The following is a 22,943-nucleotide window of genomic DNA, read 5'->3' on the forward strand; positions in this document are numbered from 1 at the left end:
GAATCAAGAGAAGCCTTTGTAAGAGTTCCAAAGGCAGTAACCCCGGCTCCAACTGCAGTTGCTACTCCGGCTAAAGATGCCGATGCAATACTGCCTATTTTCCCAAGCCCTGTAGTCAGACCATTTGTATCCAGTTTTGTATTAAATAAAAGAGAACCGTCGCTCCTTATCAGCCTCCAAATTTCGCATTGAATTCATCGAGTTCTGCCTGTTCCTCTTCTGAAAGGGGAACTTCGATTTCCCAGGCCTCCCGGAGTTGCTCATATTGGTCTGTCCGATTGTCTACCTGTTTCTCGTAGAACCGGTACCCCATAACCTCATCCATTTTTGTACCCTTTAATCCGTCCAGCAGGGCAAGAAATTTATGCCAATGCAGCTCTGGTATGTCTATTAGGTCTATGCCGTACTGTTGCAGAAATGCCGCATAAATCAGATTGGCATCTAATTCGAAATCGATTGCTATAATTCCAGATCCCGCACTTCCCACTTGCCTTGGCAGTTTTTTCTCCGGTCTTGAAAAAGCGAGCAGGTCGTTTAAATCGGTGAGAACAGGATAATCGTTTTTAAATAAATATCGGTATGGCAGAAATTCTCCCCGGCGGTGCCCCGTAAGAGATTTTTCAAACCTCATCCACACCCGAAAATCAGTATAGATTGAGAAAAGCCTGCCATTTACATATACTGTGTTTGGCAGGCTTCTTGCAGTCAGATCTATCATCCCTTGTTCGGAATTGCTTTTACAAGAGTAGCCAACTGATTAAGCTTTTCCACAGGAATTCTGTTAAATGCTTCTGTACTGGCTGCTCTGTCATACTCCTGCACCGGTTTATTATAGGCATCTACAATTTTCCGAAATGTGATGACTACCTCTGATAAGTCCACGTCATCCAGACTCGTAGCACCCAGAATCTCTTCGAGATTATTTTTACCAAGAAGCTCTTCCTCCAAATTCAGGATAGACTGGTATTTATCCCTGGTGTTCATTCTCGGGTTTTTGTCAAGAGCCACCACTCCGTCCAGCTTTTCGACAATCGCTAACGTTTTTTTAGGCAGATCATAACTTTTTGTACCTACGATCAATGTATATGTCATTTTTATCTCCCCCTTCTTTTATGATACAGACGACTCAGTGAACGTTGGTACTCCGTCTGCAAGAGTTACCGTTCCGGATGTAATCTTGTTAAAATTCAGATCAAACAGGATTTTTTCATCTACTGTGTTAAAATCCTTCAAAATAACAGAACAATTTGCCAGCCAGGCATCATAAGTGTCCCCTGCTCCCGCAAACACGATCAGAACTTCTTTTTTGATGTCCTCTCCCGTTGGCAGGGTCTTGAACATATTGTAAATAAAATCAAATGCCGGATCCCCTTTGTTTGTCTGGAGTTCCTGCGGCAATGTCGGCTTGTAATAGGTCACATCATCCGTAGGCATATCATCCTCGATAAAATCACTTGTCACAATATTTGCATTCAGTGTGAGATCAAAGATTGTGGATTTTCCTATTCTTGCCCAACTCTTTGCCCCAGTATCAGCAGTATTAATAAAGGGAATCGTTTTCGCCTTCTTTAATCTTGTTAATTTGTCCATATTCAGACCTCTCTTTCTCTCTCATATGTCACAGATATTGACATATGGTATAATACTTCATTACTTCCAGACTCCATAACATACGGAGCACCGGTGAGCGTAATCGAAATCACTCTTCTATTCCCGTCAAGATCCGGAAGCTCATATATAGTTCCGGCATCATCAGCCATATAAGACAGGTTCTCCAACCACTCATCGGAGTCCTGCCTGTCAGATTGACTCACGGATGCTTGCCTTGCGAAAAAATCATAATATTCTGTAATTTCATAGCTTCCGTCAATGTGATTCTTAATGTCTCGATTCGGAGCCTTAAATAATCCATATTTATCTGAGCCATCAGTAATATGATTTGTATCGATTGAAAGGCTCTCTATCTTAGAAAGCCACTCTGCCAATGCCGATGCAACCGTCATTTTGCATTTCCCCCTGCTATATTTGCCGCACCTTCAAGGATAGATTTCCTGTATTCCTGTTTCATACGTTCAAACCACATATTGCCTCGTAAAGGGGCTCCTTGAAAAGCTGCCGGCCTATAGTACCATCTTCTTGCATATGGTGTCCGGTATACCAGTTCTCCGCTACCGATAGTAGTATTCATAATGCCGCTCTGAATCAGGATCCCGGTATCTTTAGGTGTAAACTTTTCACAGTGTCTCAGACATTCGCTGTCAATAAACTGCTGTGCTTTGTTAAAACGACTACTCAACTCATCCCCAAGATTCTGATCCCAGTGAACCTCCATTTTTACTTCGCCACTCGGCAACCGCACTTTAACCACTTCGCCTTTGGGAGTCTGGAGCTTAAACAGTTCTGTGGTCATCAGTATGCCACCACCTTTATATTTTTCAGAAAATCACGATTACTGTTATCACTTACTGAACGGATAATACCACTCCGTGGATATTCCATCATGAGATCAGATAACCGCTTTCCCTTCTCTCCTGTAATCTCACCAGTAACACTCCCAAAAAATACTGCATCTTCTTCTGAATACGTGGAAAGGTCTATTAAATCCAGCGTCTCTTCCGGAAATGTTACCGAAATTGCCTTAGCCATTACCAATTTCCCTGTAGAGAGGCTTTTTTCCACCGTATCAGTCCACATGACTCCATCTACAATTGTTCGAACATAAGAGCCATCATTTTTCTTTTGAAATAGAGTTACTACATCAGTAAATAATGCCATCAGTATGCACCTGCCAGTCCTGTTCCGGACAGCCACGTCCGGATATTATTCTGTAGCTCTGCTTTTGCCTGTGACTCCGTTTGGATAGCATAGCTCTCAGTATACCTATCATTACTAACAGATGCTATGTTTCTCCCGCTTCCAGACTTTCTCCTGTCATACATATAGTCCATTACACTGCAGATACACTCTTTCAGCTGGTCAAAATAAAAAGCATCTTTATCCAGCATTAACCAGCGATATCTGCCTACTACAAGCCTGACCTCGTTTTCCGCGAGCGCTTCTGCCCTTTCAAATTCCGATTCAGATATTTTATTGCGAAGGGAGCTGTAATACCCCCAGTCTACTATTTCTGGTATCATATATTACCGCTCCCTCCTCTTCTACTTTTTGATCTCTGTTGCTGCTACAGTATGATATCCTACCTTAACGACCTTTCCATTGGAATCAAGATCTGCAACTTCAACCACCTGCCCTGCAGTAACGCTGATCTGTGTGGTGCCGGAAGTAAGCTCTGTACCTTCATATACATCCCCTACTTTGGCTGCAACCGCCGGTGCTACCTTATACTTAAACGATCCTGTGGCAGCTTCAGCTACGGTAAGCACTGTCTTTCCTGCTGTTGATCCGGCTGCTGCGCTTACTGTCAGTGAACCCGGCGCAAACACAGATCTGATAGCAACACTTCTAAGAACCTTATGTGCATATACATCCCTGCCCTGCACAGCAGAGGCGCCAATGTATTTTCCTGATCCGGAAAGATCTTGAATATGCACGGGTACAGAAAATTCCTGCGCTCTGGTAGCAAATCTGGGATGACCTGCAATCATGGCAAGATTTGCTGTATTATCATTCCATTCAATCACAAGAAAACCTGCGATCTTTCCAACTGCACCGGTCTGTACAACAGCATCCCCGAGATCAGAGGCCTTTACAAAATGATCCTTGTCCTTGAGGATGAGTGCCATTGTATCAGGCAGTACCAGCAGATATCTCTTACCATCATTAGGAATATTCTCTTTATCCATATCTGTCTTCAGATCTACGATCTTGTCATAGATATTTTCTGATGTGAGGCTTGTTTCATTCTTCACAGTGGATCCTGCGATCAGTACGATACCCCCATCTGTATCCATCTGCTTTGCCAGAGAATAGCCTGCAGAATCCAGTCTGTCTGCTACCAGATTATCCGGAACGGACTGAGAATCATATCCATCGATGATTTCATTCACGGCCTTATCTTTATCGATAGGCATAGTTTCATATGTGGTATTGCCTGTTCCAGCTGTAATGCCGTTTGCCTTATCGTAATCTGATACGGCCACTTCTGTATCTCTCACGGGGATCTTTACAGCTCCCGCTTTGGGAGACCCTTCATAGTCATTATTAAAAACAACCCCATCTTTTAACACAAGTGACTTTCTCACTTTCGCTAATACTAAATTAGAATATCTTTCCTGCGCTTCGTGTGCCATTATTCTTTCCTCCTCTTATTCTGGCTTGAGTTCCGGGTTTTTCCTGTAGAATTCTGCTTCTACCCCCGATAATCCGGCTCCCGGCTTTCTGAGTGCTCCAATAGGATTACTCTTGTCCTCTGGACTATCTTCTGCTTCTCCGAAGAGCATCTTGCTATCTTCTTTTTCTGTCAGTGCTTTCAGTGCTGCAGCAATGTCCTCTTTCTGGTTCTTGGACGCTTTCAGCGTATCCACATCCAACAAAGCTGTAATTGCCTTGGCATTTCTGCCATTGACAGCAGCGATGCTTTCTTTCACAAGGTCATTAAAATCACGATCTGCAATCCTGGCATCACAGTCCTTTTGGATATTCGCCTTTTCTATTTCCAGATCCTTGATTCTCTGATTCAGACCAGACACATCTACATCCTTAAATCCGTCTAACTTACCCTGTAAGTCTTTCATGGCGGTATCATTGGCCTTGATTGTATCATTGGCTGCGTCCAGCTTCTTTGCCTGATTGTCATAGTCAGTCACGGTCTTGTAATTCTCCAGCACGGCTTTTTCAAAGTCCTTTTTCTTATCCTCCGGTATTTCAAGTCCATACTCTTTCATGATTTCAAAAATGTTCTTCATATCGTCCTCCTAAAATATTTTTTGAATCGCACTTTCTGCGATATGGGAAATTCCGGGAGGTGGAATCGAACCACCGACTCCTGGCTAAGGAAACCAGTGAGCTACCACTGCTCTATCCCGGGATAACAAAAAAGAGCCGGCCTACAGATAAATTCTGTAGATCAGCTCCGATTAGCTCTATCAGCATACCTCTTTATGCTGAGACAATATTCTTTTTTACTTCATAAACAACCAGCCTGCCATCCTTAGACTGCTTTACTTCTGCGTTTCCACCCCTTGCAGTAATTTTCCGGATGGCTTCCATAACCTTTTTATCTTCCATGAAATCACCCTCTTTTTCACTATAACAAACGGGTGTTATTTACGCAAGTATTTTTCGCTCCTTTTCTTTATAAATTCATTTAACTCATCTTGTTTTTCCTTTGGCATACGATGCCAATAAGACTCACGAACGAATGAGCATGATCCTGTATCTTTCGGAATAAATGCCTTTTTTATAGGTGGTTCTACACAATGGCATAACGTTGGATCTTTGTCTTTGAAATGGCACTGCCCACAAATCAACTGCAAATCCGGATTATTCCAAGAGTAATCACTCATCCAATATCACCTCACACCATACTTTTAAATCTTTGTCTTCCGGGAAGAGCGGGTTACTTCTGTACTCTGCCTTAATTATCCTATAGGAGTAGCCTCTTTGCAATAAAAATTCTTTTTCGAGCTCATTATGCGCCAACTGCGCAATATACGCTCCGTGTGTACCTTTTGGGACTTTTATAAATAATTCTGCCTGGCTTGCTCCGACTCCACTAAATCCACCTTTTTCCAATGGCGATGTAGCAACAAAACCATCATCTTTAAACTCCTGTCCCATTAAAATACTGGGATCATTTTTCCAATCACTCGTTATTTTTTCAAAAATATGCTTTGTCCCGGTTCCACGGTGAACAATAATATCTTCCGTTGTACTTATCCTGTTCAATACGTTTTCAATACTCTTTGCAGCATTCTTTGAAATATCATCCACATTTATTCCATACCGCATATAACGATTGATATTAGCATAGGTCTCGCCGCTCCAAAGTTTCAAAGCACTTAGCTCATCATCGGTTGCAATACCCAGTAACTGATCAATGAAAGGCTTCATGGTATTATCAGATTGCATACCCAGTATTGATTCCCAGTTATTGGCATTTTTAGACAATTCAGATAATAATTCTTTTTCCGTTTTCCCTGTTATCTTCTGATATCTGTCCCACTCTGCCATATCATCTACTGTACCACTTAGCATGATATTGGTCAGACTTCCGTACTTTTTCAGGAGCTCCATTTGCCCTTTTTGAGCAGAAATCTTCTGCTTATCTGCTTTTTTCTGTGAATTTGGAACCACTAAAGTTTTATTTTTCTTTACACCGCTGCTTCCTCCAACAACCCGTAATCTGTTATCCTTCGCCCTGATTCCAACAGCTGTGCTAAAAGCATGATAATCTGCTGTCTGTTTTTTCAGAGACCCGTACAGCTCAGTTATATCGCCGCCTATTGCTTTCTGGGCTTCGATTTCCCTTTTGGTTGCCCTGATCTGACGCTCCATCAGTCTCTGCTTTTGTGTTGCCTGGTAATACGTGTAAGACTTCCCTTTTACCACTACAGGATCGGGTTCTTTAATATCCGGATCCTTCACTGATATTCCTTCCCAGAAAGGGAAAAAGTCATGAGAACAATTTGCTCCTTTAAGTCCTGTTACTGTTCCATACCCTGTTTCTTTAAAAAAATCCGGATACTTCTTACTTTTTCCACTATAGGAAAAGACTTTATTCTGCCATACGGCATGCTCCGGCCTGCTCCCCATATGCTGTGATGTTATAACAAGATCTACTCCTGTACTACGAATATTTTCTTCCGTAATTCGTCCGGAAAGCTGTGACATACTCGTTCTTACGGACATTCTTGCCGCTGTATCCAACTGATATGACCTGCCGCTTGCATAATCCACACTTCGCAGTCCGCTTTGCGCAAGACGATGTACGCAATCATTTACCGCCTGATCATATGAAAATGCACCGGTTGCCACTTTTACCAGCGCCTGATCCACTTCTCTCTGATAAGCGGATGCCACAGAATACAGAACCGTGTCTTTAAACCCTGTAGTTCCCGTGATATTTCTCAGGCTGCCGGCTGTTTGGGCTTTAAAGGAATTAATAAGCTGGCTAAGACTGTTTGGCTTTTTCAGATCCTGCCCCGCCTTTTCCCATAAGGACAGATCCTCGTTAAAAGCCATCATTCCTCCCTCTGCGGTCATCTTATCCCCGGCTTTTTTCGCTTCCTTTATGGTATCCCTGATAGCCTCTTTCACAAATTTCTTGTACTCAAGCGTATTCTTTGCTATTTCATCCTGAAGATCTTTATCTGCACGGATGCTTTTCATAACCTCCGCACGTATCTTAGCCGGAGAATATCCCTTTTCCATCATGGACTTTGCCATAATTTCTGCAGTTTCTGTAAAGCGCCCTGTCTTCTTTATACGCCGTGCAATATCCCCGATAATTTCGCTTTCCAGCCCCTGAAAAAGACCTATCACGTATTTATCTGCCAAGATGTCCATCTGCTCAGATGTTAATGCCCTTTATACCACCACCTTATCAGTCTTCCAGATCATCTACCGGCTCTTCTGTATTTTGTATGTACTTCAAAGCCTCTTCCCTCTCGCAATTCAAACGCATCATAACATACTGCACAAGAAATTCCTGTACCTGTGGAAAGCTGATGGCATCTGCCCTCATAGTTTCAAGCTCGGTCTGTTTATCTGTAATATAGGAATCATCAAACTGTATACAGATATCTGATTCGAGATCCCACGCTGTCCCGTGAAACGTATTTGAGAACCACATAATTGCCCTGCAGATTGCAGTAATGTACTGCGTTGCTTCATACCTCTGCTTATTCAGCTCCTGCATTGCATCCTGACGCTCTCCAATATACTCTGTTGCTGTCTTAATCTGTCCATTTTCAAAGCTGTACTTCTTTGTTCCATATCCAAATGACATGGACAGCAATGAAAAACAGGTTTCAAGCGTTTTGGTAATGGCATCTATACGTATTTCAGGGTTATACTCATGAACAAGAGACTTGTCATCTGAATGCTTTTCTTCCCCATACTGGATAAAATACTTTTTCTGCTCAGGTGTAAATGTTGGCTCCCCTGTTGTTCTATCAAATTTGCAGAGCAGCTCATTTACCAAAATAATTTTTTCTCCCTTATCAAGGTCGCTGAAAAGAATATTATATGCAAGATCCGTCATTTCCAGAACAGGGATGGTGTTGTAAAGCTTTGGATATCCGTACCCAGCCATATCATCCAGATTATTCACTTCTGCTGTTCTCATAATAAAGAATGGCTTTACCTCACCGAGCTGCAATGACATATCCCTTTCAGGTACATTTTTGTTATCCTCAAAGTAATATGTATTTGCTACATATTTCCCCTTTTCCAGCACAAAGATAACAAGCACATCTACCTCTTTACCAGCTGCCAGATCTGTTCCTGTAAACGCACATTCCACGACTTCGTTGTTAATTACGGTCAAAGGCACTATTCCCTCTGCATCAACATAATTTATGCGGATCTTGCCGCCTCTTATGAGCCCACTTTTCAGTATATCGGCTTGTTCCAGCCGGATATAGCCTCCCACCGTGCCAGAAGCTGCCATAGACTCAAGCTGCCTGCGGTACTGGGTATCAAAGTTGTTCGCCTTCAGAATATCAAGAACCCCCTCAAATTGTGCGTTCTTCTCCCCCGCATTAATCTCTACCACCTCGCAAAGATTAGCGTCATCAGCACAGCACCGCTTTGCAAAATTAAGGGACTGCAAGATATAGCTTACACTATTGATTGTCTTTCTTTTGTGAAATTCCGTCACTCTGTTTGTGTACCAGTCATCACACTTTTTAATTACCCCCTGGGCTATCGAATTGTAATCGTACCCAAGCTTCCGTAAAAATTCTGTTACTGCGTCTTTCCTTGCTTCCTCCTATCTGCCATATCTGGCGCGCATATAAAAATAATCCATGTGCCGACTCCAGCTATAAAAATCGGCATCATATGTGTCCACATCTGTACTATAATCATCGAGCAGACTATCCTCATCTTCATCTGCATACACCATTGTTGATAAAGACTCTATTACATCCGGACAGTACTCAGATACAATCATAAACTTGTCTGTATTGAATATAAAATTATATGCCAGTGTTCTCTCATTGAACTCCACTTTCTTACAATCATCTATGCTGGTGTAGTACCCCTTTTGCCGGCTAAAAGAACGTAACCCGTTCTCGATCATTTGTGCTTCATTATCGACATATGCCTTAGTGATCGGAAAAGCCGGATATAATGCTTTAAATTCCTTTTGAAAATCATCATACGTTTCATACAATCTATCCGGATCTACCGTTCCCTTACTATGCTTTAAAATTTTTGCATAAAGCCTTATCTGCTTCTGATAATTTCCAACTATACCTGTAGCAACAAAAGTACTGTGAGACTTCGTTCCACCAATATCTATGCCGAGAAATACCTGGCTTACCGGAAGTCTCTTGGCATCCTCATAACTGATATTCCATCTCTGAGGATCCGCTGCAAATTGCGGAAATAATAACCCTTCTGCCCTTGTCCAATTTCCCTTAATGTACCTGTCATAATATACTGTCCCTGCATATTCCTTTTTTAATTCTGTTACAAACTCCTCCGGAAGGAACGGGTTATCGTCAATCGTATACTTCTGCTGAAATATATCAGCATCTGAGTCCAGAAACTGCTTAAAAAAATGTTTGGGACCATCTGGGTTACAGGTTCCATCAAAAAGGCTGTTTTTACAACGCAGACGGCTTTTAAGCATTTCAAACACTTCCCGGTTCCACGTTGTCACCTCATCTCCATAAGCATATTCAATCGTTGCTCCCTGTATCTTACTCACCTGATTTACCTTATCTGCACCAAGGCAATATGCCTTTCTGCCAAACAGATGCACCGTATTATCGTTACTGATCTCTGATACGAGTCCTGATCCGTAGATATCTCTCATAGGATCAAGTATATTACGCTGCAATGTACTCTTGGTATTCCCAAGCAGTACGATCAGTCCCGCTCCCGTACAAGACCTAATTCTCCTTGGTACCATATAAAAATCCAGATATGTCTTTCCGGAACCTGTGGCACCTGTTTTCACATTCCACCTATGATCCGCATGGTTCCAATATTCTTTTTGCATTTCTGAAAGTTGAAAATCACCCATCTTTTGCTGCTACCTCACCTATTGACTTAATCAGCTCATCTACCTTTGCAAGGCTTGCTTTATCATCAATCTGCACACGGTCTCGCCATAAATCTGGCCGCCGGTTTTTAAGCCAGAAGATCTGCGCTGTAGTATCCGGAACCACTTGTTTCTTGGTCACTTTTGTCTTTACCAGCGTTTCACATTCATACTCTTTAGACACCTCTTCATACTCATATCCAAGAGCTCTTTTCAGCAGGGCATTTTCTACATATCTGTCAACTACTTCTTTTCCCTTTTTTAGGGCCTCCAAAATATCAGGGTACTTCTTTTTCCATTCATATAATGTTGCTGTACTTATCCCCATGTTATGAGCTATCTGCTGATCTGTAAGTCCATCTCTTGCCCAGCCTTCCAACAGTATTAAGTTTTCTCCCTCGAGCCATTTCTCATATTTTCCTTTTGCCATATCTCAACACCCAACAAAAAGGGATCCGGTATTCTTCAACACCCGATCCCAACTGACCCTTCATACGATCCTCTTACCGTATGGCATATTATTTATTAAATTATACACGTTATTTTATACTATCGCAACGTACTTTTTAAAAATCTCCTCTGTATGGTCTTTCCCCACAAAGGTATAGAACCTCGCAGCCGTACTGTTGTCCTTATGGCCAATATACTCCCCTGCATCATGCACAGAGCCGCCTCTCTTTGTGATATTGGTTGCGGTAGTCTTCCGGAACAGGTGCGGATACACCCGCCGCTCCATATGTGCCCTGTCCCGGATCCCATAGACTGCCGCCCGGATGCTTGCCCTTTCCAGTCCTTTATGCCGGTTACCCCGATCCTGTGTAAAAATTGCTTCTTTGCTGTTGAACGGGATCCCACGCTCCATGACGTAATCAGTCATGAATTTAAGTGCTACACTGTCAAGAAAGGCTGTCCTGTATCTCCGGGATTTCTCACCGTATACGGATACCTCCCCTGTTCTCCAGTCAATATCACATATCCTGATCTGTGCAGCTTCTCCTACCCTGACAGCAGTGGATCTGAGAAATTCAATCATTGCCCTGTCCCTCTTGGTTCTGCAACCGGTCTTAAGCTGCTCAACCTCTTCCGGCTGCATATGGTCTATAGGCTTCTCAACGATCTTGTATGGCTCGATCTCATCACAAGGATTCTCTGTGATAAGATGTGACTTTCTCATCCAGGTAAAGAATGCTGACAGGCACCTGCGCTGGCCATCCAGGGATGTCTCACTGTTATCCCTGCTGATTGCAGACAGATATACCTCTACGTCCATGCTGGTCACTTTCATGAATGGCTTGTTACAATACTCTGTGAAATGCTTTAAAACGTCACCATACCGCTGAACAGTCCTTTCTGACAGCTTTGGCGCTTTCCGCAGCATGAACAGCTTCCAGACATAAGCATTGCTGTCATCTATTGTAGCCGGCAGTGTCTCGCTCTCCGAGACATCTACTCCTGAAAGGATCCGGTTCAACACTCTCTCCAAGTGGTCAAGCGTCTGCCTGTCCACATGGCTTTCCATGCTCAGTAATACATCATTCTTTACCTTCTCTTTTGCTGTCATAGGGCATTCCTCCACATTCTCTTGCCTAAGGACAGCGGTTCTGCTATAATATCCTTAGACGTGATGCGGTACAGGTTGCTTTGGTCGGTAGCTGTACCGCAATTTTTATGCAACAGACCATTGACATATATTTCCTGTCATGGTATTATTTGTTTATCCCAAACAAACGTTCTGTTGTGGATTCGTCCCGGCAGGACGTTTTGTTATTATATCCTTTTGTTCAAATACTCTAGGCCAGCACCGCAGATCATATTGCATAATTCCGCTACAGTTTTCTCTGACTTTTCTATCTTCTTGGGATCATTGCCACATCTCATTGAAATATCTATTTTCTGTTGCACTGACATATGTTCCACCAAAAAATTATGAATATCCTTTTGTGTCAACATCTATTCCACCGTCCTTTCACAATTTCTATCAAATCCTCTGTAATATCAATCAGTATCTTCATTTCTTACACTCCAATCTATTGCCTGTCCGCAATTCGGGCAGTAATTATATTCTTCATAATCAATCTCATAGCGTTTTCCACAGCATGGGCAAATCCAAGTATCGTAAATAAGAACCACATCATCTCCGTATCCGTCACCCTCAAGATCTGGCTTCTTTGGTGTTTGCTTTTCTCTCGATTCAAGCAAGCTCTTAAAAGTAAAATTCTTTCTTACGCATTCGTCCTCAAACTTCATGTACTCTTCCACGTCTTCAAGTGTAAATTTTCGCTTGTGCATTTCCTTATAGAGTTCCATTGCTGTCTGACATTCTTCATGTGTACCGATTGCCTGGTACTGCTGTACCTCTTCCAGAGCCTTAATTGCCATTGCATAAGCATTTTCAAATGATTTTCCCCATGATGTATCACACGGAATTGCTTTTCCAAGTTCGTTGCAATCATATTTTAATTCTTCTATCGCTTCATTCTCTGTCATCTTTGCCATTTTTATCCTCACTTTCCCCGGTACGGCTCCGGCAATGGCATCCATGCGATAACGCATCCATCTTCATCCCATTTACCATTTTCGATTCCGCACATCCCTGTGAAAGGTTCCTCCTGTCCGACAAGCTCGCCGTCAAGCGTTGTTAAATATGTTCCATCTTCTGGCAGCCTTTCAGCTACCGGTATCCATCTCTGTTCCATGTTCTACCTCCTAAATTTCAGTTTTGTGAAATCTTGTGTACCGTTACACATCCATATAACAGTCCAGTGCTTTCCGGATCACCCAGGATATACTCCGCTCTTCCCTCTGGCAGAACAGCAGAAGTCTCTCGTACTGCTCCGGATCCATGCTGATATCCTTCCGTATGAATTTCTTACCCTCTTCTACCTTCGCTCTCGCCATATAGACCGCCTTTCTGTGTATCAATACACAAGATTTTTGTTTTTTCAGTTTAGTTCCGCTTTTTATTCTGGTGCTATCGGCCTTGGCATCCAATATCTGATGTAATCTGCACAATTTCCACCGAAATGACCATTCGGATAATATTCGCTTGGTGCATACCATCTTGTAACAACGGCACCGCCTGTCTTTCCTACAACCAAATAGCTTCCTTCTTTATCAGGGAGCCTTTCGCTACATGGAATCCAATTTCCAATGTAGCTTTGTTGTTCCTGTTTGACAATTTCAATAGCACTTTCAATCGCACTCTGTCCTTGCCAATCACTCATTTCTAAACAGTGTACTTCTATTCCCTCAAGCTTTGACAGAATTCTTTTAAACGCTTCCTGCATGTTTGTCCTCCTAAACTTTAATCGGACTTCTTTGAAGTTTGCTTTTCCAACCTAGATGCTGCTTCGTTCATAAGGTTTGAAAAATTGGAAACTGGCACACCCATAACCATATTCCTAATATGATAACCATATGCCTTATCACTTAACTGTCGCAATTCTTCAGCAATTTTCTTATTGTCTACGCTGTCATATCTACAAATATGTGTATTTTCATGATTTGCACACTCATCGTAATCTGCAAATTCTTTACCACAGTATTTACATTCATACATAACCTTTTTACTTGGCATAACTTCTTCCTCCTAAACTTTAATTTATGCAAACCGGAGCTGTCCGGTCTGCTAAAATAAACTCATCTGATGCTCGTCATAACTGTAATGTTTCAGTACAGGCACATCTCCCATTGATAAAAGCCTTTTTACTCGGTCTTTTTGCCTTAGGTGTGCCATGTAATTGATATCTACTTCCGGTGGAACTGCCAGATAATATTCTTCTGGTAAACCACACCTTGAGCTCCTGCATATGTCCTCCAACTGCCGCTTGTAATAAATGATGTGATTCCTCACAAGATTCATATTGACACCATCTGTCCAAAAAGGATCATTACATCCGCTCCGGTTAATATCTTTCCATCGTTCAACTGACTTCCGTATTTCCTTACAAGTATCTTCTATTGTCACGGCAGCATCTCCGGCATGAAATCAAATAACGTAGGCTCATCAATCTCATTCTCTGCTGCCTGCAGATAACCGACTCCATCCCGGAAGTAATCCGGATTCAGTTCACAGCCTTTCCCATATCGGTGCATCTTAACCGCTGTCATAGGTACCGTCATCAAGCCACCAAAAGGATCATAGACCGTATCGCCCTCATTACTGTATCTGTTGATGATCCGCTCTACAATATCAAGCTGCAACGGACACACGTGCATCTGTGCCCTTCTACGGCTCTGTGTGGTATTGAGGGTACGCATTCGGTTAATATCGTCCCAGACTTCCATCTGATTCCATGACCCAGGCGCCACAACAATAAAAGTCGCTGGCAGTTTTCCTTCCTTGTCCAGATCTTTGGCCAATTTTACATGATCCGCATAATTGTATACATTTTCTCTGCTGTACTTCCGATATACCGCCTGCAGATTGTCCACGGATATATTCTCCAGTTCTTCTTTGCTGACCAACCTGTCCCCTGACGATCTCCAGTAGCCATGCGCATCTATCTGCCATTGTGCCCGAGTATATTCTTCCTTGGTCTTTTTAACAGGATCATCAGCATACGCCGTAGATCTGTCTGACGGCAGCTTTCGAAAAAGCAGAATGTATTCCGGGCACCCTACTCCCATCTTTGATCCATCCTTACACTGCTCTGACCACCCGAGCCTGTATGTCTGATTGTTTTCCCTGACCACATCTGTTACAACAGTAATCATCCCAAAATACTGAAATCCATGCTTCATATAATGGCTGATGCACTGCGCATGGAACGGTTCTATAGTAGGCATCCCTGTACCAGTAGTATTTCCAAAAAGCACCCGGTCTTTTACATGGATTGCTGCCACTCTTCCGGGTTTCAGGATCCGGAGCAGTTCCGGTGTTAAAAAGTCCATCTGGTCAAAGAACCTGTCTGTATTCTGGTTATGCCCGAAATCATTGTAATTGGCACTGTACTCATAATGATTTCCGAACGGAATTGAGGTATGGATCAGGTCAACACTGTTGCTTTCCATTTCCCTTGTTTCTTCCACACAGTCACCATAGACCGCTGTATAATGGTTTCCTCTTACTGTTCTTTCTTCTCTGCTTCCTTCCACACCCATCTTCCTTTCCAGCCGCTCTGCCTTATTTTTAGAGTTCAAGCCATACTTTTTTACAATCTCGATCATCTTTGCGACCATGTGATTGTGATTCTTCCATTTCTCAATCAATGCTTTCTTAATCTGCCGCTCATTCTCCATGTAGATGATATAGATCACAACCGGTTCTTTCTGCAAAAATCGGTAACACCGGTGTACTGCCTGTATAAAATCATTAAATTCATAATCAATGCCTAAAAAGATCTCCTTATGGCAATACCTTTGAAAATTACAGCCGGATCCTGACAGTGATTTCTTGGTAGCAAATAACCGACACATACCATTGGAAAAATCAATTACACGCTTCTCCCGTTCGTCATAATCCATAGATCCGTAAATATCTACTACCTCAGGCAGGGCTTTCTTGATTGCATTCCGTTCATTTTCCAAATCATGCCATAACAGGAAATGGTCTTCCGGCGATTCTTCTACGAGTCGTTTCATTTCAGCCACACGCTGGTCAATACTATCACGCTTAACGGCTGCCGCTTCTTTTAACCCTTCTGCCGCTTCCTGGAACAGCTGTATCTGCCCGTACCGATCTGCGGTATCTCCATAACGTACCGGAATTTCAATCCACCTCACATCCAATGGCGGCAGATCATACCCCTCATCAGAATACTCAGGGTTAAGATCAGATGGTCTTGTTACAAACAATGCCCAACTGCTCACCCACATCCAGAATTCATCTTCCATGTTTGGGTACAGGGTCAAGTTGTTTGCCTTGGTGCTGTCACGCTGAAAAAACCTTGTAAGGGCCTGCCCGGTATCCATTATCTCCAGATATCCGGCATAATGGATCAGTTCTTTATACCGGTTTGGTGACGGTGTCGCTGTTGCTACCAGCTTATATGGAACATTTTTAAATTTATCAAGGAACGTCTGATATGTCTTACTTCCAAAGCTCCGCAGGACACTTGCTTCATCCAGAGAGGTTGCCGTGAAATACTCTGGTCGGATATCCCCGTCACGAACACGTTCATAATTGGTCAATACAATCTGGCTTTTGCTCTTCTCAACTTCTTCCATTGTTCGGCAATACTCCGGCTTCTTATAGCCAAGGATCTCCACGGCATCCCGGGTAAACTCCTGTTTTACTCCCAGCGGCAACACAATCAGTGCCCTACCACCATAGTAATCTGCAGCCTGATGACAAAACTCAATCTCCTGTATGGTCTTTCCAAGACCAAAAGATTCAAAAAGTGCCCTCCTGCCGCCTTTCAGTGCCCATATCACCGCATCCCTCTGATGTGGTTTTAGTGCTTTGTTAATCTTCGCAGGATCCACAACAAATCCACTGTCCTGCGCAAGCTCTATTTTTGACTCTAAAAAATCTTTATATGTCATTTTTCAAAAGGAACCCGATATATCGTTACCCCGGCCGGAGGTTCGGCTCCTTTCTGTTATTTTATAAAATCTTCCAAGTTCATCTGCCCTTTGCAGTTTCCACCGATCGTGTCCGGATCCCAACCAACACCGATATAATCAAGTACCTTCGCCCAGCCATAATCATTTCCATCTGCATCCTTGCACATATGGAACATCAGATAATCCCATTCTTTCGGATTTTCTTTATACAACAGATCAAACCTGTGTGGACGTTTCTCCATATGGATTCCAAACCCACACATACTGCATCCAGTCCGTTGTGCCTTAGTTGTATATAATGTTCCATCCGGCTGTTTTTCTATGGTTCCATAGATTTCCGGTATGATACTTTCCGGCATCACGAATTGCTCTGTTATCTTCCCTTCTTTCAAGAGCCTGGCACGGTATTGTTCTCTTAATCCACGCTTCCAAAGCTCGTCCATCTCTAGTGCCAATGTCAATATATCCTGCCTGCCATATATAGCAAACGGTGCTGATCTGATCGTAGACGCTCCAAAGTAATTACATCCGTTCATCCGTAAGCTCTTGGCTCGCCTGCCGCCCTCAGATGCCATCAAGCCCAAATATGGCACACTGTTGTGCTCCTTTCCCCAATCATCACAGTTCTTTTCCTTGAGGTAATAACAGCACTTGGAAGATACCAAGAAGTCCGGCTTCTGATAATCGCATCCCTCATTTTCATTTTCATACCCACCGAACAATTTCAGCCACCGATGTTTAAGCTTCATCCGAGAATCCTTCTGCCACCCACCATATTCTCCTGTTTCGCCTGTAATGATAGCATGGCGCACTGTTTTATTCTTCTCTGATGGATTCTGTAACAGTTCTATCTTTGCTGCCACTTCTTTGGATATAACCGGGAAACCAAACTCCTGTATTACCTTCGCTTTGCTCCAGTAGGTTCCATCCTCACGCTTTAACGGTGGCACATTGATAATTCCAAGTGCCTTATGTACCCTCTGAATAGATTTATCCTCTAAATACGAAGCGCTTACTCCCGGTACATCTATATGACATACCTCATTCAAAAAAAGATATAATACTATGCTGTCAAGCCCACCAACTGACACATGATAATTCAGTTCTCGCTTATCACATTCTGCGGCAAACTCTTCTGCTCTGATCTGTGCATATTTCCTTTTATACTCGTACGGCTGCTTTTCTTTCTGCATAAAAGCTGCAATCTTCTGCTTCGTTCCCAGCCGTTCCATTCTTTCTTGTACTGATTCCATTGTTCTCAGGAGTAAAGAGCTCTTTCACGCTGGCCAGCAAACCTCTCACTCCTTTCGCTTAATATTCAAGTTCGATTTTCTCTGACGGATACAGGACATATGGCGTAAGATCATCCACATATTCCTTGCCGCCGATCCTGTACCTGCTTACCTTGTATCTGACAGGCTGCGGCTCCAATGGTCCTCTATAATTTGCATATTCATCCATCATGTCTTCCACCGTCCTGCTGCAGCCGACATTCTTATACCGGTACAACCCCATATCTCTGAGATTGTCACCGACACAGGAACGTGACAGGCCTGTAACCTTTGCAATCTCCCTCGTGGTCTTTCCTTCTTTGAACAGCCTTATAACTTCGCTTCTATACTGGTCAAAGTCCTTTTTCTTCCTGGTTGCGCCGGCATCCATCAGGTAATTTTGTACGGTTTTCGCTGAGTACCCTGTTTTTCTAGCAGTTTGCTCCACTGTATAGCCCTGTTCCCGGAGTTTCACAAACTGCTCCATTGCCGCCTGCTTGTTCTTTGTTATCATTTCCGTCAAATCCTTTCTGCCGTTTTTTGCACCATTGTGGGCTGTTTGAGACTTTCTGCTCGATCAGTCTCATTTCTTCAACACACAACCTACGACAGCCATCCTGCTTTTCTTTTTGCACCAATACACACAGATCACATTCATCACAACGCGGGAGATTGTCTTTGATCCGCTTCCGGTAGTCCCTCTGCTTCTGCCTGTACAGTTCCGGATTCCTTCCCCACCTTCTGCGCTTAAGCAATGCTGCTATGTCTTTTTCCTCCATCTCGCAATCTGATAAGGTGCACTCTGTGCATTTGGGATAATTACAGTCCATTACCTTCCACCTCTCCAAGAAGCTCCTTTTCCAGTGCTTCAAAATCATAATCAGTCTGCATGAACTGATTGAACTGCCCTGAGGGTTTGTCCCTCTGCGTCCTCTGTGGCTTTTTATACGTCCCCGGCAGATAATCTGCATACACCCCTTTCAACAGGAAATTCTCAGGGTTCAGAATGTATCTGTCCTCTGTTTCCATGATCCTTACAGCTTCAGCGTAATTACAGGCCGCTACCTCAACATCCTTTTCTTCAAGGCTGCTGTCCTCAAACAAAATCTGCCTGTAAGCCTCTTCCGCTTTCAGGATCCTTACCTTCTTCGGGTAGGCTTCCCAGAAGCTGTTGAAGCCTGTGGGGGATATAGGGGGTATATTTGTTTCGTTTAGTTTAGTTTTATTAATAGGTACACTTTGTGGTACAGTTTGCGGCACACATTGTAGACCACTTTGTGGTGCAATTTGCGGTTCACTGTGAACCACAAGACTATTAATATGATATACGGCTGACTGATTTCCCTTTCTGGATCTGTATGTAATATAGCCGCATTGCATCAGCTTATTTCGTGACCGTTTGACAGATGATTCATTGGAGCCGGAATAGAAAGCTAACACCGATAACGCTACAGTAAACTCGGTTTTCCAACCCGACCGATTAGCTATGGACAGCAATGCGTACCATAAGGCTATATCAGGTGAAGAAAGTGAATTTATGGCGAGCGTATCATAGAATGCTTTTAATTCAGCCAAATAATTCATTCTGTCAATCTGCCTTTCCTATAATCTTCCAAAAGGGCTTCTGCCTTTTTATCTTCAGGACCTTTTTTCTTTCTGTTCTTCTCTTGCCGGATATATCTGTTCAGGTCCGTCATTTCCTTGTATGTTGGCCTGTAATACCCTATGCCGTCAGAAAGGTTTATGATCACATACTCTTTTCTCGCATCTTTAAGCAGATTCCTCATGGCTCTGTCTTTATCTTTGATACTGTCTGATACCAGTCCCTTTTCTACACACAAGGCAACCAACATCTGCCGTGAAATGGCATTCTCCCGTCCAACCGGGACCAGATCAGCTATGGTTATTCCGGCAGGCTTGCCTCTTGCTGCCGGCACATACATTTCAAATTTCTCCATCAGTCTCCTTTCCCCTCCCACCGGGGATCCCGGCAGGAGGCTTTCTATTATGGCACTGTGGTATGCTTTCATTCATGAGCGGTTTCTTTTGACCATTCCGGTGGCTTCACCGTTATGGTGCAGGTGTTGCAACCATTTATTGACTATCCCCATACAGCTTCATGAAGTCCTCAAGCCGCATAGTAACAAGCCAGTTATAATTATTCCTGCGGTGAAATACTGTAGGCATTTCTCCTTCCCTGGCATCCCTGACGGACTGTTCCATTGCATCATGGATATCCAGCCGTTCCCTGCGTTTTACTTCTATATGGGTTCCCGGAAGTCCAACAACATCCGCATCACCATTTGCACCGGAATACTGCTGTCCTCGCCTGCAGGGATATCCATACTCCCTCAGGATCCCTGCCACTTCTCTTTCTCCACGTGCCCCTTTACTTCTGCTGTTCATAAATAGCTCCTCCCAAATATGTTTACAAAATCCTCTCTGGTCCCATGTTTTTCCTCAAAGTCCTTCTGGCAGGTTTGCTTCAAATACAGATCAACCTCAGTACGGGCATATTTTGTGGCCTGCACCCCGTTTGGATGTAGATCCGGACGAAGAGGAATTACATAGCCATATTCTTCACAGTGCTTCTTTTTATCCCCTCCCATCCCATAGAACACATGATGCCGTTCCACTACATTGGCTCCTGTGAAGTAACAGTGATCCATATCCTCTGTGAAGATACTCCACAGCCTTTTCACACACCCCACCTCTCTTTCATGGCCTGCAGTTCAGCCGGTGGAAGGGTTTCTATGCCAAGTTCCTTGGCATCTGCTACAGTACCATCGATAAGTACTGACATTTCCTTGGTATCGTATGTATGACTTCCACGATATATCTTGTAGAAGGTTGCTACACCGTCATATCGTACAGGAATCGCATGTAGTGTCTCCTGCTCCCACATAAATTCTTCCGGGGCATTTGTCTTATAAAACATAGGGCTTCCATCTTCCAACAGATAAGGCTGTCCATATTTGCATATCATGACATTCTTTGCTTTTGCCTTTGAAATAGTCAGTGCATCAGCTATCTTTCCTACAAGGACATGAAAATAAGCATTTGCATCCTGGGATCGTTTCTTACGGTACTTCTTCATTTCCACGCTCAGATCATCTAAAGCACTCACCATCTGCAGAGCCTGTTCCGATACTTCTGTAAGGGACATCGTTATCAGGATCCCTCTAGTCTTTATATCCCTGGATATCTGTGTGATCTTTCCTCTACACTGCATATCACTCACCATATTTTTCATTCAATGTCCGCAGCATCTGTCCTACATCATTTGCAGTAATGGTATTCATCGTCTTTCCGGCACTCAGAACCCAACCTTCCAAATTAACATTGTGCTTCTTACATACATCCTGTAATATCTTGAGCTGTGATGCTGCAGGTTTTGCCTCTTCCTGTGGAATACCCGTTGCAAACGGCTTCATTTCTTCCTTAAGCCACAGGTCAAAGCCAAGACCGGTATGAATAGCAACACACTTCACAAATGATCTGCACATACTATTCCATACCCTCTGCTGACTCATAGAATTATCCTTAACCGGATTGCTCCCGTTCATCACTGGTGACTGCATCTCATATTCATTATCATCAATAACAACCCTGATTCTTGTCTCATAGCACCGATTAATAACCTTGTTTTTATCCTCAAAGGTCACCTCCGTCATTCTTAACGAAGTGCCGGTTCTTTCATCCGGTATAGGTATCCAGTACACCTTTTCAGCGCCATTTTCATGCAATAAATCAATGCACTTCGCCCAGTTAAGATAAAGTAATCCATCTCTTTCTTCACAGTATGGCTTAACATCGATTTTTCTCATTTCAGCATAACTTTTCAGCATCCTCTTCCTCCTTTATCCAGTTTCCGGAATAGAACCACTCCACCAGATCAGTCCTGAACTCTGCCAGCTCTTCAGGCGTTGCCTTTCCATATTGAACTCCAGTAAAATAATCGCAAAACTCTTGCATATCTACCGGATCAGTAGTGCACCGCTCCATAGCATACATAAATGCATCTTCCTTCTTTACCTTCTTTCCACTTTCTGGTCCTATTCCTTTATAGATAACCTTGCTCACTTCATAGCCTCCAACTGCATCTCCATCTGATAACATGGACTGCTCATGATCTGCGCTACGCTTCTCTTTCTGATGATCTGCTGCCGTTCCTCTTCCCGGCATTCCAGGCAGACACCACCGATCATTTCACCCGGATCACACCGTCCATGACAGGACGGACACTCAATTCCTTTCATAATTTGTTGACTTTTCCTTTCCCCTGCCTTAATATAAAGACAGGAATAGCATACCAAGTGTTATTTTTTAATAGCTCCGAGGCTCGCCAAAGTAACGGGGCTATTATTCTGTTTATTGGTAGCCATCTTTCATCCCTCCGCATCGATCAGCTGCACATACACCTTGCCGTCTGTCAGTTTCATCCAGTCCCTGCACTCTTCCAAGGTCGGAAAGTACATATCGATCACTTTCCCTGCTTCAATGCTTCCAACACCATCTTCATCAGCGTCACCGCCAAATCCTGTATCAAGGCATTCCCAGTAACCAAGGAAATCACCAATGCTGCCATCCGGCTCGCATTTATAAACAATGGCACATTTTCCAATCCATTCCTTCTTTACAGCACAGATCCCGGCTCTGACCGGTACACCCGAATAGGTAGTGGTTCCCTGGCAGTAAGCCGTAGTGTACATCTTAAACGGCTCTTCTAGGTTTGCTGCTTTTACGTTGAGTGCGGATCCTGCGATTAGCACTACTGTCAGAATCAAGGGAAATATCCGTTTCACAAAGTTCCCTCCTTTCTCTTAATCTGCTGCTCAGCATCCCTGCTCCTATCCCAATGGAGATTGCGATCATACAGGGTACCGGGCTTGTCCCAAATTCGATTACGCCGGCAATACCGGCAACTCCGAGGATCACTCCAACAGTGGCGATCCCGTCAAGCACATGTCTCAACATTCTGTTTCTCCTCC

Annotated in this window: 34 protein-coding genes, 1 tRNA gene and 1 pseudogene; all 36 read right to left on the reverse strand. The window is 43.4% G+C overall.

What is annotated here, in order from left to right:
* Positions 1-169: 169 nt before the first annotated feature.
* Positions 170-718: a Gp15 family bacteriophage protein gene (locus WJQ40_RS08245; RefSeq protein WP_337539191.1), complete on the reverse strand. Its 549-nt coding sequence runs from the start codon at positions 716-718 to the stop codon at positions 170-172.
* A complete protein-coding gene (locus WJQ40_RS08250; RefSeq protein ID WP_337539193.1) occupies positions 715-1,092 on the reverse strand; it encodes a hypothetical protein in 378 nt (125 codons plus the stop codon). Before WJQ40_RS08250 ends, WJQ40_RS08245 begins: the two co-directional genes overlap by 4 nt.
* Positions 1,093-1,110: 18 nt before the next feature.
* Positions 1,111-1,590 carry a hypothetical protein gene (locus WJQ40_RS08255; protein WP_337539195.1) on the reverse strand — a complete coding sequence of 160 codons (480 nt, stop codon included), beginning with the start codon at positions 1,588-1,590 and terminating at the stop codon, positions 1,111-1,113.
* Positions 1,591-1,592: 2 nt separating this feature from the next.
* Positions 1,593-2,003: a hypothetical protein gene (locus tag WJQ40_RS08260; RefSeq protein ID WP_337539197.1), complete on the reverse strand. Its 411-nt coding sequence runs from the start codon at positions 2,001-2,003 to the stop codon at positions 1,593-1,595.
* The gene (locus WJQ40_RS08265) at positions 2,000-2,410 is read right to left on the reverse strand and encodes a hypothetical protein (RefSeq protein ID WP_337539200.1); all 411 of its coding nucleotides are present in this window, start codon (positions 2,408-2,410) and stop codon (positions 2,000-2,002) included. The genes WJQ40_RS08260 and WJQ40_RS08265 overlap by 4 nt, the downstream gene beginning before the upstream one ends.
* Complete coding sequence (locus tag WJQ40_RS08270; RefSeq protein ID WP_337539202.1) at positions 2,410-2,775, reverse strand: hypothetical protein; 366 nt, start codon at positions 2,773-2,775, stop codon at positions 2,410-2,412. The genes WJQ40_RS08265 and WJQ40_RS08270 overlap by 1 nt, the downstream gene beginning before the upstream one ends.
* A complete protein-coding gene (locus tag WJQ40_RS08275; RefSeq protein ID WP_337539203.1) occupies positions 2,775-3,137 on the reverse strand; it encodes a hypothetical protein in 363 nt (120 codons plus the stop codon). The genes WJQ40_RS08270 and WJQ40_RS08275 overlap by 1 nt, the downstream gene beginning before the upstream one ends.
* A gap of 21 nt (positions 3,138-3,158) precedes the next feature.
* Positions 3,159-4,250, reverse strand: coding sequence for a hypothetical protein (locus WJQ40_RS08280; RefSeq protein WP_337539204.1), 1,092 nt, complete (start codon positions 4,248-4,250; stop codon positions 3,159-3,161).
* 15 nt (positions 4,251-4,265) lie between these two features.
* Positions 4,266-4,865, reverse strand: coding sequence for a phage scaffolding protein (locus tag WJQ40_RS08285; protein WP_337539206.1), 600 nt, complete (start codon positions 4,863-4,865; stop codon positions 4,266-4,268).
* 50 nt (positions 4,866-4,915) lie between these two features.
* Positions 4,916-4,987, reverse strand: a tRNA-Arg gene (locus WJQ40_RS08290).
* A gap of 71 nt (positions 4,988-5,058) precedes the next feature.
* Positions 5,059-5,187 carry a hypothetical protein gene (locus WJQ40_RS08295; RefSeq protein ID WP_337539207.1) on the reverse strand — a complete coding sequence of 43 codons (129 nt, stop codon included), beginning with the start codon at positions 5,185-5,187 and terminating at the stop codon, positions 5,059-5,061.
* Between the two features lie 35 nt (positions 5,188-5,222).
* Positions 5,223-5,465 (reverse strand): hypothetical protein, encoded by a 243-nt coding sequence (locus tag WJQ40_RS08300; RefSeq protein ID WP_337539209.1) that lies wholly within the window; start codon positions 5,463-5,465, stop codon positions 5,223-5,225.
* Positions 5,458-6,195 carry an ADP-ribosyltransferase gene (locus WJQ40_RS08305; RefSeq protein ID WP_337539353.1) on the reverse strand — a complete coding sequence of 246 codons (738 nt, stop codon included), beginning with the start codon at positions 6,193-6,195 and terminating at the stop codon, positions 5,458-5,460. Before WJQ40_RS08305 ends, WJQ40_RS08300 begins: the two co-directional genes overlap by 8 nt.
* A 153-nt stretch (positions 6,196-6,348) precedes the next feature.
* Positions 6,349-7,470: pseudogene (locus WJQ40_RS08310) on the reverse strand (phage minor capsid protein); the annotation flags it as partial.
* A gap of 34 nt (positions 7,471-7,504) precedes the next feature.
* Positions 7,505-8,677: a phage portal protein gene (locus WJQ40_RS08315; protein ID WP_337539210.1), complete on the reverse strand. Its 1,173-nt coding sequence runs from the start codon at positions 8,675-8,677 to the stop codon at positions 7,505-7,507.
* Between the two features lie 216 nt (positions 8,678-8,893).
* A complete protein-coding gene (locus tag WJQ40_RS08320; protein WP_337539212.1) occupies positions 8,894-10,156 on the reverse strand; it encodes a phage terminase large subunit in 1,263 nt (420 codons plus the stop codon).
* The gene (locus WJQ40_RS08325) at positions 10,149-10,604 is read right to left on the reverse strand and encodes a transposase (RefSeq protein ID WP_337539213.1); all 456 of its coding nucleotides are present in this window, start codon (positions 10,602-10,604) and stop codon (positions 10,149-10,151) included. Before WJQ40_RS08325 ends, WJQ40_RS08320 begins: the two co-directional genes overlap by 8 nt.
* A 114-nt stretch (positions 10,605-10,718) precedes the next feature.
* Entirely contained in the window at positions 10,719-11,735 is a 1,017-nt protein-coding gene (locus tag WJQ40_RS08330) for a tyrosine-type recombinase/integrase (protein WP_337539214.1), read from the reverse strand.
* Positions 11,736-12,169: 434 nt separating this feature from the next.
* Positions 12,170-12,670 (reverse strand): hypothetical protein, encoded by a 501-nt coding sequence (locus WJQ40_RS08335; protein WP_337539215.1) that lies wholly within the window; start codon positions 12,668-12,670, stop codon positions 12,170-12,172.
* Positions 12,671-12,678: 8 nt separating this feature from the next.
* Complete coding sequence (locus WJQ40_RS08340) at positions 12,679-12,870, reverse strand: DUF551 domain-containing protein (RefSeq protein WP_337539216.1); 192 nt, start codon at positions 12,868-12,870, stop codon at positions 12,679-12,681.
* 43 nt (positions 12,871-12,913) lie between these two features.
* Positions 12,914-13,072, reverse strand: coding sequence for a ribbon-helix-helix protein, CopG family (locus WJQ40_RS08345; RefSeq protein ID WP_337539217.1), 159 nt, complete (start codon positions 13,070-13,072; stop codon positions 12,914-12,916).
* Positions 13,073-13,134: 62 nt separating this feature from the next.
* Positions 13,135-13,461, reverse strand: coding sequence for a DUF551 domain-containing protein (locus WJQ40_RS08350; protein ID WP_337539218.1), 327 nt, complete (start codon positions 13,459-13,461; stop codon positions 13,135-13,137).
* 17 nt (positions 13,462-13,478) lie between these two features.
* Positions 13,479-13,751 carry a hypothetical protein gene (locus tag WJQ40_RS08355; RefSeq protein ID WP_337539220.1) on the reverse strand — a complete coding sequence of 91 codons (273 nt, stop codon included), beginning with the start codon at positions 13,749-13,751 and terminating at the stop codon, positions 13,479-13,481.
* A 386-nt stretch (positions 13,752-14,137) separates the two neighbouring features.
* Positions 14,138-16,660, reverse strand: a complete 2,523-nt coding sequence (locus WJQ40_RS08360) for a DNA methyltransferase (protein WP_337539223.1) — start codon at positions 16,658-16,660, stop codon at positions 14,138-14,140.
* A 56-nt stretch (positions 16,661-16,716) separates the two neighbouring features.
* The gene (locus WJQ40_RS08365; protein WP_337539226.1) at positions 16,717-17,934 is read right to left on the reverse strand and encodes a hypothetical protein; all 1,218 of its coding nucleotides are present in this window, start codon (positions 17,932-17,934) and stop codon (positions 16,717-16,719) included.
* A 58-nt stretch (positions 17,935-17,992) separates the two neighbouring features.
* The gene (locus WJQ40_RS08370) at positions 17,993-18,466 is read right to left on the reverse strand and encodes a helix-turn-helix domain-containing protein (protein WP_337539230.1); all 474 of its coding nucleotides are present in this window, start codon (positions 18,464-18,466) and stop codon (positions 17,993-17,995) included.
* 305 nt (positions 18,467-18,771) lie between these two features.
* Positions 18,772-19,536 (reverse strand): hypothetical protein, encoded by a 765-nt coding sequence (locus WJQ40_RS08375; RefSeq protein WP_337539234.1) that lies wholly within the window; start codon positions 19,534-19,536, stop codon positions 18,772-18,774.
* Positions 19,533-19,910 carry a hypothetical protein gene (locus tag WJQ40_RS08380; protein ID WP_337539236.1) on the reverse strand — a complete coding sequence of 126 codons (378 nt, stop codon included), beginning with the start codon at positions 19,908-19,910 and terminating at the stop codon, positions 19,533-19,535. Before WJQ40_RS08380 ends, WJQ40_RS08375 begins: the two co-directional genes overlap by 4 nt.
* A gap of 136 nt (positions 19,911-20,046) precedes the next feature.
* The gene (locus WJQ40_RS08385; RefSeq protein ID WP_337539241.1) at positions 20,047-20,358 is read right to left on the reverse strand and encodes a hypothetical protein; all 312 of its coding nucleotides are present in this window, start codon (positions 20,356-20,358) and stop codon (positions 20,047-20,049) included.
* Positions 20,355-20,654: a phosphoenolpyruvate carboxykinase gene (locus WJQ40_RS08390; RefSeq protein WP_337539243.1), complete on the reverse strand. Its 300-nt coding sequence runs from the start codon at positions 20,652-20,654 to the stop codon at positions 20,355-20,357. Before WJQ40_RS08390 ends, WJQ40_RS08385 begins: the two co-directional genes overlap by 4 nt.
* Complete coding sequence (locus WJQ40_RS08395) at positions 20,651-21,118, reverse strand: hypothetical protein (RefSeq protein WP_337539245.1); 468 nt, start codon at positions 21,116-21,118, stop codon at positions 20,651-20,653. The genes WJQ40_RS08390 and WJQ40_RS08395 overlap by 4 nt, the downstream gene beginning before the upstream one ends.
* A gap of 67 nt (positions 21,119-21,185) precedes the next feature.
* Complete coding sequence (locus WJQ40_RS08400) at positions 21,186-21,800, reverse strand: DUF1071 domain-containing protein (RefSeq protein ID WP_337539248.1); 615 nt, start codon at positions 21,798-21,800, stop codon at positions 21,186-21,188.
* Positions 21,781-22,071, reverse strand: a complete 291-nt coding sequence (locus WJQ40_RS08405; RefSeq protein WP_337539251.1) for a hypothetical protein — start codon at positions 22,069-22,071, stop codon at positions 21,781-21,783. The genes WJQ40_RS08400 and WJQ40_RS08405 overlap by 20 nt, the downstream gene beginning before the upstream one ends.
* A complete protein-coding gene (locus WJQ40_RS08410) occupies positions 22,032-22,211 on the reverse strand; it encodes a hypothetical protein (protein ID WP_337539254.1) in 180 nt (59 codons plus the stop codon). Before WJQ40_RS08410 ends, WJQ40_RS08405 begins: the two co-directional genes overlap by 40 nt.
* Before the next feature lie 129 nt (positions 22,212-22,340).
* Positions 22,341-22,664: a hypothetical protein gene (locus WJQ40_RS08415; RefSeq protein ID WP_337539257.1), complete on the reverse strand. Its 324-nt coding sequence runs from the start codon at positions 22,662-22,664 to the stop codon at positions 22,341-22,343.
* Between the two features lies 1 nt (position 22,665).
* A complete protein-coding gene (locus tag WJQ40_RS08420; protein ID WP_337539259.1) occupies positions 22,666-22,929 on the reverse strand; it encodes a hypothetical protein in 264 nt (87 codons plus the stop codon).
* Positions 22,930-22,943 lie beyond the last annotated feature (14 nt).

It is taken from the genome of Suilimivivens sp. (assembly GCF_037359455.1).
In the GTDB taxonomy this organism is placed as follows: domain Bacteria; phylum Bacillota; class Clostridia; order Lachnospirales; family Lachnospiraceae; genus Suilimivivens; species Suilimivivens aceti.